9 protein-coding genes are annotated in these 14,365 nt (G+C 61.9%); 4 read left to right on the top strand and 5 right to left on the bottom strand.

Translation table 11 applies throughout. The features are described from left to right. The first annotated feature begins 852 nt into the window (after positions 1–852). The gene (locus Q0G75_RS09000) at positions 853–1,659 is read left to right on the top strand and encodes a LuxR C-terminal-related transcriptional regulator (RefSeq protein ID WP_294417964.1); all 807 of its coding nucleotides are present in this window, start codon (positions 853–855) and stop codon (positions 1,657–1,659) included. A gap of 334 nt (positions 1,660–1,993) precedes the next feature. On the opposite strand, the gene Q0G75_RS08995 is transcribed toward Q0G75_RS09000, so the two are convergent. The 5 genes from Q0G75_RS08995 to Q0G75_RS08975 all read right to left on the bottom strand — a co-directional run bounded on the left by Q0G75_RS08995 (position 1,994) and on the right by Q0G75_RS08975 (position 8,903). Further along, positions 1,994–3,334, bottom strand: coding sequence for a GGDEF domain-containing protein (locus tag Q0G75_RS08995; protein ID WP_294415107.1), 1,341 nt, complete (start codon positions 3,332–3,334; stop codon positions 1,994–1,996). Positions 3,335–3,486: 152 nt separating this feature from the next. Next, a complete protein-coding gene (locus Q0G75_RS08990; protein WP_294415105.1) occupies positions 3,487–4,305 on the bottom strand; it encodes a glutamate cyclase domain-containing protein in 819 nt (272 codons plus the stop codon). Positions 4,306–4,323: 18 nt separating this feature from the next. Further along, positions 4,324–5,172, bottom strand: a complete 849-nt coding sequence (locus Q0G75_RS08985; protein ID WP_294415102.1) for an aminotransferase class IV — start codon at positions 5,170–5,172, stop codon at positions 4,324–4,326. 303 nt (positions 5,173–5,475) lie between these two features. Next, a complete protein-coding gene (locus Q0G75_RS08980) occupies positions 5,476–7,011 on the bottom strand; it encodes a sodium:alanine symporter family protein (protein WP_294415099.1) in 1,536 nt (511 codons plus the stop codon). A gap of 209 nt (positions 7,012–7,220) precedes the next feature. After that, complete coding sequence (locus Q0G75_RS08975) at positions 7,221–8,903, bottom strand: helix-turn-helix transcriptional regulator (RefSeq protein ID WP_294415095.1); 1,683 nt, start codon at positions 8,901–8,903, stop codon at positions 7,221–7,223. Positions 8,904–9,071: 168 nt separating this feature from the next. Here Q0G75_RS08975 and Q0G75_RS08970 point away from each other — a divergent pair, with 168 nt between their 5' ends. The 3 genes from Q0G75_RS08970 to Q0G75_RS08960 are packed head-to-tail and all read left to right on the top strand — an operon-like array spanning position 9,072 to position 13,535. Then, positions 9,072–12,035: a molybdopterin-dependent oxidoreductase gene (locus tag Q0G75_RS08970; protein ID WP_294415092.1), complete on the top strand. Its 2,964-nt coding sequence runs from the start codon at positions 9,072–9,074 to the stop codon at positions 12,033–12,035. Positions 12,036–12,038: 3 nt separating this feature from the next. After that, complete coding sequence (locus tag Q0G75_RS08965; protein ID WP_294415091.1) at positions 12,039–12,653, top strand: 4Fe-4S dicluster domain-containing protein; 615 nt, start codon at positions 12,039–12,041, stop codon at positions 12,651–12,653. Between the two features lie 3 nt (positions 12,654–12,656). Then, the gene (locus Q0G75_RS08960; protein ID WP_294415089.1) at positions 12,657–13,535 is read left to right on the top strand and encodes a DmsC/YnfH family molybdoenzyme membrane anchor subunit; all 879 of its coding nucleotides are present in this window, start codon (positions 12,657–12,659) and stop codon (positions 13,533–13,535) included. Positions 13,536–14,365 lie beyond the last annotated feature (830 nt).

Below are 14,365 nucleotides of genomic sequence, written 5' to 3'. Positions count from 1 at the left end.
CAGGGCAAGGCTCTCATCACCTCCCTCGAGTGCGCCGCTGCCGGCCTCGAGGGCAAGACGGGCACCGTCATCACCGCATAGTTTGATGACGCCTCAAGGCCGTCGGCAGAAGTCCAATGATGCTGACCGTTGCAGGAATGCACCACGGATCGCTCAAAACGGCCTTAAGTGGTCTCGGAGCGGAGGGATTCGCGTAGCCTTCGGGTTTGTGGGCGATACTCCGAATCGTTTAATCGGAGCGCTACCGAACACTCGACTCCGGGATGCCATCCACCTATTCGCGGCAGTGCGTGCGCATGCTCTGCCGCAACCCTCCTAAGCGCTCTCGGGGTGAATCCTCTGATAGGGTTTACCCCGAGGGCCGGCGTTGACGGGTAACGCCATACTTCTTCCTTGCGTTGCGTCCCCTCCTCGCGTGATTTCGGACTTCTACGCGTGTGCATGAGCGAGAAGGAAGCATGGCGTTCCTCGTGGAACGTGTTCAGCTGAACGTTTTGCGGGTCTTGGTAGTCGCTCGGAGCTTCTGCTCTGGGCCTCGCATCGTGGCGGTCGGTGGCCCTTCCTGTTTTTGCCACCGACTGTGCGAGCGTGAAATGCAGTTTGCCTTGCGACAGAATTCGCCGCTGTCGTACTTTCCATCTGCAGGCAATAGCTCCATCGTCGACGCGATGGAGCTATTGCCATGTTGCGCAAATAGCAATCTCTTGAACGCTTTCGGTTTTGCGGGAAGGGGGCATGTGTTGCCTTCGGTGCCTTCCGGAACCGACCGTCGATGAAAAACCATTGCGTATCATGTTAAGCGAGTATAATTCCATGTATGGGGACACGTTGATCATACATGGAGTGGTGCATATGGAAGATGACATCCATAGGAAACAGAATGACCTGATTCTCAAGCTTTACACTACACCTATGGAAGATTTGCTCGTAACTTGTTGTGATGGTTTGCGGGGGATAATACCTTTCGATCATTCATATACAGCGCTTAACGACCAATCCGATTCGCATAAAGCTGCTTTCAACTATCGAAGCACGGACACCGATGACGAACTTACGGCGTTATATGCGAATTACTATCACGCTATCGACTATCTGTCGTGGTACTACAATCAATGTCTGCCCATGACGGTTCGTTCTACGGATTTGATGCGACCCGAGGTTATTGAACAGTCGCGTATTCACCAGGAGTGGGAAAGCCGTTTAGGTATTTTCTACACGGCAACGGCTTGCATTGCTGCCGATGACATTCTGTTTGGCACCATTTCCCTTATGCGCTCAAAAGAGCATGGTGACTTCGCCGATGAGGAAATGCGCGTTCTTGAAGAAGTGAACGAACATCTTTGCAGCCGTTTCCGTCTTGTTTATCCAAATGGCGTGAATCGCTTCATGATGGATTGCGATACGGATCCTATTGTTGCTGCGTTCTCTCTTTCCCCGCGTGAGTGGGAAGTTGCGTGTTTGCTGGTAAAGGGTATGTCGCGCGTGGAGATTGCCGATAAGCTAAGCATCAGTAAAAATACTCTCAAGCGTCATATTGCCAACATTTACCACAAAATGGGCGTTTCGAATGAGATGCAGTTTTTTGCGGCCCTCAACCGAGTCAGAGACGGGGGGGGGGGTCCTCAAAAGCAGAAAATAATGCTTGGCATTGCTGCATGATTGTTTGGCGAGAAGGACTTCGTCTAGCCGCTTAGCTGCCTGGTATGCGTGCTTTCGTTTGGGCATGGTCTAGTCTGCAACATGCAAATGCAGCTATCTAGCATCTAATGACAAGCGCAAAACCTCTGGATCCGAAGTCTTGCGAGGATTTCGGTTCCAGGGGGTTTCGTTATGCGCTCGGTTATGAACGAGGGGTGAGGAAACTGCCTTCCGTTTGCGCGGCTCCTTGGGGCCGAAGCTTAACGACGGCATTGCTCCCGAGGGTTTCGTTATGCGCTAGCTCGCGCGACGCGGACCCGGATTGTCTTCTGCTTACATTTTTCCTGCTCAGACGCTAGAACTCGCCGTAAAAGGAGCAGTTGCCGCGTTCGTTTTTCTTCGTGTGATACAGCGCATCGTCCGCATCCTTGTAAATGCTGTCGCCGGGATTGGGGCGGTCGGCGAACGCGATACCCGCGCTCAGCGAGACCTGCGGCATGCCGTCGATGGGCTTCGACAGCTCCGCGTTCACGAAGTCGATCTTCTCTTGAATGGTGTACTGAAGGTCGCTGGTCACATCTGCCATGACGATGGCGAACTCGTCGCCGCCGATGCGGCACACGAAATCGGTGTTGCGAAACGCCACCTGCAGCAGGCTGGATACGCGCTTGAGCACCTGATCGCCAACAGCGTGACCGTAGGTGTCGTTGACGGATTTGAACAGGTCGACATCGGCCAAGATGAGCGCGAAGTCATGCTTGCCGTCGTCGTGGAACTTCAGGGCCTTGTCGAACGATCCGCGATTGAGCAGGTCGGTCAGCGGGTCGTGCTCGGCCTGGTGTTTGACGATCATGTGCGTGGCCTCGTTCTCCGTGAACACGCGGTTGTAGGTTTCCGCCAGCATCTGCAGCTCTCCGGCGCCCTGCACGGGGAACAACTGGTTGGTTTTGATGCTGCTGCTGAAGCTCAGCAGAGGTTTCACGACGGCGCGGCGGATCAGCGCGCAAATGGTCAGCGCCAAGGCGGTGTAGATCGCCACGCATGCCCCGATCGCGCTGTAAATGCCATCGAATACGGAGGTGGCGCGGCTTTGGCTGCCTAGCGTGGCTTCGGTCACCTTGGAGATGCAGTCGCTGGTGTTGCGATTGATGGAATCCTTCGCTTCCTGATATTTGGAATCGGAAACGAGGTTTTGCGCCTTGTAGATCATGCTGTCGTGCGATGTGCGCGAATCCTCGTCGCTGATCTGGCACGATGCGATTTCGGGCCACGGGGAGGGGTCGATGTCGTTCGCCTCGCAGATCAGGCGCATGGCGTAGAACTGGGTGTTCATCAGCTCGTTCGACTCGTCCATCGCGGTGCGCAGCGATTCGTATGCGTCGGTTCCCTCGAACCGGCTTTTGAGGTCCGCAAAAGCCTCGTCGAACTGCTTGTTGCTGTTGGCCATGGAGAAGTAGTTGTCGATGTACTCCGGTTTGGCGGTCATGGTGACCAGGCGAACCTGCTCGGTCAGGTAATCCGATCTGTCCTGCACCTGCTGCGCATCGTTCTCGCAGGAGATGTACGCTTCGGTTGCTTGCTGCAATACATTGAGTTGCGCTCGTCCCTGCCAAAACAGGATGGCGCATACGATGGCGAGCGCGATCGTGATGGCGATGTTCGCGAAGCTAACGGTCTGGACGTGGACCCTTCTCATGGTTTGTGCCCCCTCTTGTCGCCTCGGACGGCGTTTTCACAGCAGGCAATTATAGGGCTTATCGAGCACATCGGTCGAGCAAAGCAGCGCAAATGAACAGGCGAACAGGGAACGGGGCGCCGACGGATTCCCGGGCGCCGACGCCCTTCGCCTTATGCGCGCTGCAGCGCTTCCACCACGCTGCGCTCGGTTTCCAGGGAGAAGCCGTCCACGGTGGCCTCGCAGCGCCCGGTGGTGCCGTCCACGCTTCCGCGTTCGACGATGAACCGGTAGAAGTCGTTGATCTGGTCGAACTCGGGCAACAGCTTTTCCTGGGCGTATCTGCCCATGGCTGCCGCTATGCCGTAGCCGCCCCAGTTCGATACCGTCGCCACCACCAGGTTGTCCACGGTCACAACGCACGGCTCCAGCGTCAGCTTGCGGGCGATGGCGTGGGCCACGTTTCCCATGCCGATTTCGTTGCCACCGTCGCCGACGCCGATGGTGGGGATGTTGCGGCGCGCGGCCTGCACCACCAGTTCGTCGGTGGGGGAGGTTCGCTTCGATATGTCCACCCCGCGCATATTGCAGTAACGGCCGTGGAGGTTGCGCCCGCAGCGCTCGATGGACACGATGCCCACGGGCGCCAGCGAGTCGAGCAGCCTGCCCATGGCGTCGTCGCTGTCGTCGGGCTGGACCGTGCGCGTTTGGATGTGCAGCTCGTTGAAGTACGCACACACCGGCGCTTCCGACACCACGACCGGTGTGAACCCAAGCTTCATCAGGGCCTTCGCCATCACATACGTTCCCGTGGGGCCGTCGGTCTCAGGCGCGCCGCCCACATCGAACCCCGTGAGCAGGGCCACCTTCCCCAGCGGCCACGACAAGATCTGCCGTGCCGCCCGGGCGCAGAAGTCGGCGGGCAGTTCCAGGGCCAGCTTCGTCATGCCGCGCGCCGAGTGGCGCAGCAATATCCCTTCGATAGATTCCATCGCATGCCTCCGGCGCCGCTAAACCGCCGTGGCCTCGGCGAACTCGCGGTTCACCTCGGCTCGCAGCGCTTCTGCAACTTCGGGCGACCCGCCACCGCAGGGCTTGCCCTCGAACTGCTCGGCGAACAGGCACAGGTTCGATGAGCTGGTCACGATGATCTCCTGCGCCCCGCGCAGCGTGTCCAGGTCGTACGGCTCCTCGTGCACGGGGATGCCTAGCTTGTTCGCGGCTTTGATCAGGTGCTTTCGCGCGATGCCCGGCAGGATCAGCTCGTCGGTGGGAGCGGTCCACAGCTCGTCGTCCAGGATGATGGACACGTTGCTGTGCGCACATTCCGTCACGCGGTTGCCCATGTTCGCGCGGTAGTACACCGTTTCCTGCACGCCTTCGCGCTTGGCCGCCTGCGAGCTCATGACGGCGGGCAGCAGGTTCAGCGTCTTGATGTTGCAGTGGTAGAAGCGCGTGTCGGGCTCGCTGCGCAGCTTGATGCGCTTCGTACCGTCGGACATGACCTGCGGCGTGATGGTTACCCACAGGTTGCCGGGGCCTTCCGCGTAGTCGTGCTTGCGGGGCGCGGTTCCGCGCGTGCACTGGTAATACACGAAGTGCTCGGGGGAGTCGACCTTCTTCACCAGCTCATTGAGCAGGTCGGCAAGCTCCTCGCGGGGCATGGGGATCTGGATGTCGGCAAGGCGGGCGCTGTTGTAGAAGCGGTCCAGGTGCTCGTCCATGGCGAAGATCTTGAAGTTGCGCGCGGGGCCGGCGTCGTACACGCCGTCGCCGAAGAAGCAGACGCGGTCGTTCATGGGGACGACCATGTCCTCGATGGGGCCGAACTTCCCGTTGTAGTAGCCAAGGTTCTCCATGTGGAATGCGCTTCCTTTCGGGTAAAGTAAATGAATTTAGTCGGAATTTGGGACAAAAAAAGAAAAGGGGCAGTGAACAGGGTGAACAGGGGACGGAGGTGTGTTCAGGATGGACGTTTGGGAAATGAAATTGCCACCCTGAACGCACCTCCGTCCCCTGTTCATCGCGGCAGAGAAGGACGCACGCGTGAACACACCTCCGTCCCCTGTTCACCCACCTTGTTCGCCTTCGTGAACACTTCCTCAAAAGAGAAAGGGCTCAGGCGCGAGCCCCTTCAACGCGTGCGGAGATGTAAAACCGCTCTACTTCTCGTGGTATTGCGGGATCTCGGTCTTGTCGACTTCCTCCAGGTTGTGGTCGTACACGTAGTGCTTCGTTTCGCGGGCGATGATGGCGGACAGGCCCAGGACCGCGATACAGTTCGGGATGGCCATGAGCGCGTTCATCACGTCTGCGAAGTTCCAGACCACGGAGCTGAGGTTGGAGACCGCGGCGCTGCCGGCGGCGTCGCCGACCATCATGCAGCCCCAGAACACGAACAGCAGGAACACGATGTAGTAGGGGAGGACGGCCTTCTTGCCCAGCAGGTAGCTGATGGCGCGGTTGCCGTACTGGCTCCAGCCCAGGATGGTGGAGTACGTGAAGGTGACCAGGCCGACCAGCAGCACCAAGGGGCCGAACACGGGGATCTTCTCGAACGCGGCGGTCGCAAGGCCGGCGCCGGAGGAGATGGTGCCGTTGGCGATGGCGGTGGAGAGCTCGGGGTTCGCCAGCAGCGTGGTCATGAGCATCAGGCCGGTGATGGCGCACACCACGACGGTGTCCCAGAACGTGCCGGTCATGGAAACCAGTGCCTGACGTGCGGGGTTCTTCGTGGTAGCGGAGGAGGCGATCAGCGGGGCGGAGCCCATGCCGGACTCGTTGGAGAAGATGCCGCGCTTGAAGCCGAACTGCAGGGCCAGGGTGACGGTGGAGCCTACCGCGCCGCCGGCGGCGCCTGCGGGGGTGAAGGCGCCCACGATGATCTGGCGGATGGCCTCGCCCAGGAACTGGCCGTTCATGCCGATGATGATCAGGCAGCACACCACGTAGAAGACGGCCATGACGGGGACCAGCTTCTCGCACACCTTGGAGATGGACTTGATGCCGCCCAGGATGACGATGGCCACGAGCACCACCACCACGGCGCCGACCAGCCACTGCGGGATGGCCTTGCCGTCGATGAGCGAGGTGTTGTACAGCGCGTCGGCCAGGGAGTTCGACTGCGTGGAAGCGCCGATGCCGAAGGCTGCCAGCGAGGCGAACAGGGCGAACAGGATGGCCAGGATGCGGCCGGCCTTCTTGTTCTTGAAGCCGCGCTCAAGGGCGTACATGGCGCCGCCGAGCATGTTGCCGGAGTGGTCCTTCACGCGGTACTTCACGCCGATGAACACCTCGGAGTACTTCGTGGCGATGCCCAGGATGCCGGTGATCCACATCCAGAAGATGGCGCCCGGGCCGCCGAACAGCAGGCCCGTGCCCACGCCGACGATGTTGCCCGTGCCGATGGTGGCGGCAAGCGCGGTGGTCAGCGCGCCGAACTGGGTGATGTCGCCGTCGGCGTTGGAGGGGTCGTCCTTGGTGACGGACAGCTTGATGCCGGTGCCGATCTTACGCTGAATGAAACCGGTGCGGATGGTCATGAAGATGTGCGTGCCCAGCAGCAGCAAGATCATGATGGGGCCCCACACGAAGCCATCGACGGCGTCGATGACGTCAAGCGGGCTGGTAGCGGTGGCGATTCCCTCCGCAAGTCCGGTGAACGGCGTGATGAAGAACGATGTAAGGAAATCCTCCATGGCCTTTCCCCTTTCTCATTGGGGAGAGCGCATGCGTCCGGGAGAACCGAAGGGGGAGGAATCTCCCTAACGCATACCCTTTCCTCGCGTATATGACAAGGGAAACGCTACCGAAGGCAGTTTACAGAATTGTTTCAAACGCGATAAGGCTCGTGTTACGGCGTTAATTGCGTGTTACACGGCGGGGAAGGGAAGGGCGAGGACGCCGCCTACAGCTCGTGGGATTCGTTGTCGAACAGGCTGATGAGGTCCTTCTTGGAATGGACGCCGCACTTCGTGTAGATGTTGCGCGTGTGGTAGTTCACCGTGCCCTCCGCGATATGCAGCTCTTCCTGGATGCGCGCATAGCCGCGCCCCATGAGCAGCTGCTCGGCCACCTCCGCTTCGCGTGCGGAAAGGCCGTATTCCTCGGCGAAGCGCTCCACCCTTGCGCGAAAACGGGTGCCTTTGCCCTCGTACTCTTCCTGACCGTCGCTTGCCGCGTCCGGTTGGTTTTCCGCGGCGCAGCCGTCCTTTTCGTCGCAGGCGTCGTCCGGTTGGTTTTCCACGGCGCCGTCTCCTCCGCTGCGCGCCTTGGCAACGGAGCCCGTTTTGTCGTCGTCGCAGGCCCCCTCTCCGGCGCTGCCGCCTTGGCAGGCCGCTGCCTGGGTCGGCTGCGGTTCGGCCGTCGCCGCTTCGGGAGCGCGGCTCGGCGCCAGCACCACCAGCGCCGCAAGGATCAGCAGCTCGACTCCCACGAACAGGATGAAGCTGGCCGCCTGCACCGTTGCGGTGGACGTCTGGGGGGAGAGCAGGTGCTGGCTCGCCGTGATCCCGCCGACGTACAGCAGCGCATACACGATGCGCCCCAAAGAGAACACGCGGGCGACGGGAAGCCGGAAGCGCAGCGCGGCCACTACCATGGTGCACAGGAACAGCATTTCAAGGCACGTGCTGCCGACGGGGATGAAGTGGGAGAAGAAGCCGCCTTGATCGACTTGCGACAACAGGACGAGCATGAGGACGATGACCGCCGCGGGCGTTATCGCGCCAAGCGTGACGGCTTCAGGGTAGGTGCGCACGATATGCCAAGCGCACGCGATGAACACGGCCATGGTGGCCGATATGAAGAAGATGCCGGTGTACTCGGCGAACAGCGCGTCGTCGGGCGATGAGTTGAGAAAGCCCAGGATGATGCCCAGCGCCGCTGCGAACGCGGCGATGGCCAGATATGCGGCGGCGTGGTTGCGGTCGAGCTTCGTCGCGAACCGGGCGTCGTCGTATGCGCCCGCTGCGTTGCCGACGGCGCTTTCCCCGGCGCTCTCCGAACGCGAGGCGAAGATGCCGGACAGCACGGGCAGCACCGTGACGACAGCGATTACCACCCCGCTCGGCAGGCAGGGCAAGGCGACGCATACGGCGATGGTGCTTGCCAAGATGGCGGGCGTGGTGGCAAGCACGCCGTCGATCCCGGCTTTTCCGAACACCGACGCCCATCGGGCCGCCAGCACGCCCGACCCGATGCCCGTCGCAACGCCGGCGCACAGCGATGCGGGGACGAGCTGCTCGGCTCCCGCGTATGCGATGGCGGCGAAGTACAGCAGCGTTCCGGCGGAGGTGAGCGCGGGCGCGCCGATGCGAGCTGCCCGGCTTCTGGCCTTCCCGATCGCAACATCGGGCTTCAGGGCGAACAGCGCCAAGGTAGCCGCCAAGGCGATGGTCGACGACAGGTAAAGCGGCGACACGCCATCTCCCGGCAGCGGTTCGGCGGCTCGTCCCGGGTTGTTCACGTACAGGAACAGGAACATCCACGACAGGTGGCATACGAATCCCAACAGGTCCGCCTTTATCCCCCGCGGCAGACCCGCGTTGCCGGCGCCAGTGGCGGCGACAACGTCTTTTGCTTTGCTCATCAGGCACTTTCCCCCTTCCCATAGAAAATCTATGGGCACCTATCGGGCTGAAAACAATAGAAACCCGGTCGGTTCGAATCTCCTCTTGCCCTCTATTATCCCGACTGTCCCGGGGAATTGCAAAGAGCGCATTCCTTTTTTGGACGAGTCGATCGAGAAGGAGGGAACATGTTCAAAAAGAATATGACCCGCCGCAGCTTTGCGAAACTTGCTGCGGTAACAACGGCCGTTGCGGCGTCGATGGGGGCGACGGCGCCGTCGGCGCTGGCCGAGGTTTCGGTGGCGTCGAAGTCGTCGGGCGATACGAAGGTGGTGCGTAGCTGCTGCCGCGCCTGCGGCAAGAACGAGTGCGGCGTGTACGTGACCGTGAGGGACGGCAAGGCCATCAAGGTCGAGGGCGATGCCGACACCGCATTCCACTCCATGGGCAACTGCTGCACGAAGAGCCAGTCGTCCATGCAGGCGGCGTACCATCCGGACCGCCTATACCATCCGGTGAAGCGCACGAACCCCAAGGGCGACGCCGACCCGGGCTGGGTGCGCATCACGTGGGATGAGGCGTACGCCACCATCGCCGAGAAGTTCAAGGAGATCACGGGCAAGTACGGCCCTGAGTCCCTGTTCTTCATGGGCGGCACCTCTCGCATCTGGACGCAGCATGCATATGCCGCTTGGCCCCAGATGCTCGGCACGCCGAACTCCGTGACGGCTTGGGAGATTTGCAAGGGCCCGCGTCACTTCGCCACCGACCTGGTCTCGGAGTATGAGATGTCCTGGATGGCGACCACCGATCGCCCGCGGGTGTTCGTGCAGTGGGGCGGCGCGTCCGAGATCTCGAACTATGACGAGAGCTGCCGTACCACCGTCGATATCGCGAAGAATGCCGATTCCTACATCACCGTGGACCCGCGCGTCTCCAACCTGGGCCGCGAGGCCGATATCCAGCTGCGCCTGAAGCCCGGCACCGACGGCGCCATGGGCTTGGCCTGGACGAACGTCATCATCGAGAACAACCTGTACGACGACCTGTACGTGAAGCGCTGGACCGACGCGCCGTTCTTGGTCGTGGACGGCATGAAGCCCTCCGGCGGCTTCCCCGTCACCCAGAAGCTCGCATGGTTCCCGGGCAAGCCGATGGCCACGCGCCTGCTGAAGGAGTGCGACCTGAAAGAGGGCGGCAGCCCCATGCGCTACATGGTGTGGGACCAGCTCGCCGGCACCGATGACGCGCATCCGCTGCACAAGAACGACCCGAGCGGGCATCTGACGTACTTCGACGCCCAGACCGGCCTGTGGGAGGACGAGCCCGATGTGGTGTGGGATAAGTTCCGCGAAAGCCCGCAGAAGAACCTTCCCAAGCTGACGGTTCCCGGCCGCATCGCCGAGGCGTCCCCGTTCAACCCCGAGATCGACCCCGCCCTGTACGGCGAGTTCCAAATCACGCTGGCCGACGGCTCCGTGTACAAGGCCAAGCCGGTATGGGAGCACTACGCCGCGCGCGCTGCCGAGTTCACCCCGGAGGTCGCCGAGAAGATCACCGGCGTCCCCGCCGATCAGATCCGTAAGGCCGCGACCACGTGGGCCACGCCGCTCGACCCGAGCACCGGCTACGGCAACGGCGGCCTGCAGTACATGCTGGCGCCCGAGCACGCGTGCAACGCCATCCAGAACAACCGCATCTTCGACAACCTGGCGGGCATCACCGGCAACATCGACACGCCGGCAGGCAATCGCGGCCCGACCTACGGCACGTTCCTGCGCCCCGATGATTCGCAGCCTACCTTGAGCTCCAAGCACGGCAAGGGCGTTGACTTCTCCATCTGGCCCGAGAAGCAGCTGGGCGTCTCGAAGATCCCCATGCTCGGCTGGTGGCAGCAGTGGGCGGACGCGAACGCGGTGCACGACGCCATCTTGACGGGCGACCCGTACCCGGTGCGCGGCGGCCTGTGCGAGGCGTCGGGCTTCATGAACCAGGGCAACTCGCTGAAGTACTACAAGGCGCTGTCCAGCCTGGACTTCTTCTTCGTCATGGAGCTGTGGAAGACCCCGACGGCGGGCATCGCCGACATCCTGCTTCCCATGAGCCACTGGATGGAGGTGGATTGCCCCCGCGTCTCCCAGGGTTCCACGGGTGCGCAGGGCGCGACGTGCCGCGCCATCGAGCCTCCGGCGGATTGCCGCTTCGACCCGCAGGTCTGCGTCGACGTGTACAAGGCCATGGGCGTGCCGTACCTGGACGACCCGGTCATGAACGGCTACAAGGAAGGCGAGCAGTGGCCCACCGCCGAGCGCCAGTTCGACGTGTGCGTGTCCACCACCGGCTACAAGTCCTGGCAGGAGTACAAGGAAGCCTTCCAGGAGCACGGCTGGTGGGATTGCCGCGCCATCGCGCCTGAAACGTGGGGCACGTACCGCCGCTACGAGACCGGCATGCTCAGCCAGCCGTTGATCGTGGGCAAGACCCCCGCCGGCAACCCGATGCGCGGCTTTACCACGCCCACGCGCAAGCAGGAGATCTGGTCCACCGCGCTTGAGACGTACATGCCCGAGGCCGGCTTCGAGCTTCCCACCTGGAAGCCCGCGCCCGAAACCGAGCTTGCCCAGCCCGACATCGTCAACGAGTGGCCGTTCCTTATGACGACCGGCCGCCGCATCCCGGTGTACTTCCACTCCGAGCACAGGCAGCTGCCGTGGTGCCGCGAGCTGTGGCCGGTGCCGCGCTGCGAGATCAACCCCGCCGATGCCGAGAAGCTGGGCATCAAGCAGGGCGACTGGGTGTGGATCGAAAGCCCGCGCGCAAAGGTGCGCCAAGTCGCCGACCTGTACTACGGCATCGAGCCCGGCGTCATCAACTGCGAGCATCAGTGGTGGTTCCCCGAGCTGCACGAGGCCAAGAAGGGCTTCGACCTGTGCAACATCAACTGCCTGGTCGAGGGCACGAACCAAGACCCGATTTGCGGTGCCTCGAACCTGCGCGCCTACAACGTCAAGGTGTACAAGGCCACGCCGGAGAACAGCCCGTTCGGCAACCCGGTGCCCTGCGGCGACGACGGCACGGAGATCATCCACGACGCCTCCGACCCGCGTCTGAAGGAATGGCTGCCAAATTACGAGATCAGGAAAGAGGCATAGGCTATGACTCACTACGGTATCGTCACCGACCTTGATCGCTGCGTGGGGTGCCTTGCTTGCTCGGTGGCATGCAAGGCGGTCAACGGCGTTCCCGTCGGCCAGTTCTGGAACAAGACGCTCCGCGTGGGGCCGAACCCGAAAACCGAGGGCGGCCAGTGGCCCGACGTCGACCTGTACTTCCTGACCGTGCAGTGCCAGCACTGCAAGAACCCGGCGTGCGTGCAGGTATGCCCGACCGAGGCCAGCCATATCGCGCCCGACGGCACGGTGCAGATCGACAAGGCGAAATGCATCGGCTGCCAGTTCTGCGCCATGGCCTGCCCTTATGGCGTGCGTTACCTCAACGAGGAGGAGCGCGTCGTCGAGAAGTGCACGCTGTGCGAGCAGAAGATCGCCCAGGGCGAGCTCCCGCAGTGCGTAAGCCAGTGCGGCGGCCTCGCGCGTTTCTTCGGCGACCTTGACAAGGGCATCGATTCGTTCGAGGGCGCCTGCGGCAAGAAGCTGGGGGACTACGTCGAGCCTTACGACCAAAGCGCCGTGCATCACCTTCCGGACTCCGGGAACAACCCCGGCTTCGTGTACATCCTTCGAGATATGAAATGGCAGGGGGAGGAGTAGATCATGGAACTGCAATGGCCTTTGATCCTTTTCACCACGCTGACCGCGTGGGCTTGCGGCACCTTCAGCGCGCAGGGCGTGCTTGCGCTCAAGGGCGCGGGCAAGAAGTCCCAGCAGCTGCTGGTGATCGTGTCGGTCGTGCTCCTTGCCCTGAGCGGCATCGCCGTGTTCTTCCACCTGCAGCATTGGGAGCGCATCTTCAACGGCTTCGGCCACATCACCTCCGGCATCACGCAGGAGCTGATTGCGATCGTGGTGTTCGTGGTGATCGCCGTGGCGTACTTCGTCATGGCGCGCAAGTCCGATGACGGCGGCACCGTCCCCGCATGGTGCGCATGGGCTGCCATCGTCATCGGCGTGGTCCTGGCCGCGGTGTGCGCGCATTCCTATATGATGCCGGCGCGCCCGGCATGGGACAGCGTGCTCGAGGTGCTCTCCATCGTGGGCGCGGCGTTCCTGCTCGGCCCGGCGACCGTGGCCGTGGTGCTTGCCATCAACGGCGAGGACTTCCCCGGCATGGGGCAGATCGCTGTGATCGGCAGCGCCATCGGCGCCGTGTTCACCGTGGCCTATGCCGCGTTCCTGCAGGTCTCCGGCGGCATGTATGTCCAGGTGGGTCACTACTTCGATCCGACCCATCCCACCAAGGCTGTCATGGACGCCGCCGCCACGGCGGCCGGCCAGGCTCCGCTTCTATGGATAGGCGCCGTGATCGTGGGCGCCGCCGTGCCGCTGGTTTGCAGCGTCCTGGCGAAGAAGAAGGGCGACCAGGCCAGCTGGAAGCTCTTCGGGGCCGTGTCCGTTGCAGCCGCCCTCATCGGCGCGGTCTGCCTGCGCGTCGCCTTCTACAACATGGGCCTGTCCGTGTTCATGTTCTACTAGGAGGTTCGGCCGAGCCGGGAGCGCTTCCCGGCTCGGCGGCGGGCCGGGCCGGATTCGGCTGGCTTGACGGCGACGGGGCCGGTTGGGTTTCCGCTTGGTCGGCGGCTCCCGCTTCGTCGCCGAGGAGCAAGCCGGGACCCGTTTCGGCTCGCCCGGCCCGTCCCTTCCCGACGGTTCACAACGCAATAACCCGTCCGAGCGGCTCTCTCCGCTTGGAGGCTTTCTTTCCCCATAACCCCTTGCAAACAGGAAAGCCTTCAAGCGAAGGGGGCCGCTTTGCGTTTTTTTTGGCTCGGTGGAGCTGGGGGCTGCGGATGGCCAAGGGCGGCGGGTTTCGCCTGCGCGTTGGCTACTTCGAGCTACTGCGACAAAGGTGCGACATTGCTGCGACAAAGGTGCGACAAAGGCGTTGATTCGGGGTTATGTTTCAAAAAGTGTGTCCTTTTTGAAACATAACTCAATAAAAAACTAGGCGGAACCGCTTGCACGACTCCGCCTTACAAAACCAAATAGGTTTTTCTGTCTACCGCTATTATGCAGGGTTAAAACCAGCTGTCAATGAGCTTCGATAGAAGGAGCAAATCTCTGAGATTTCATTACTGGACATCCTCCAGAAATCAAACTACAAAAAGCCTGAAGGTTGTGATGCGCTGAGGGCGGTGGTCGCATAGGGAAAACGCCGCGCTTTCGGTAGTCTTGAAGGCATCGGAAGGGAAAAATGCACTGCGCTCCTCAGCCGCAGGCCTTGAGGAGCGCAGTGCTTCGCAGTGCTTCGCAGTGCTTCGCAGTGCTTCGCAGTGCTTCGCAGTGCTTCGCAGTGCTTCGCAGTG

This window comes from uncultured Senegalimassilia sp., assembly GCF_934636665.1.
In the GTDB taxonomy this organism is placed as follows: Bacteria; Actinomycetota; Coriobacteriia; order Coriobacteriales; family Eggerthellaceae; genus Senegalimassilia.
Note: the sequence above shows the minus strand (reverse complement) of the source record. Positions and strands in the feature narration are given on the sequence as shown.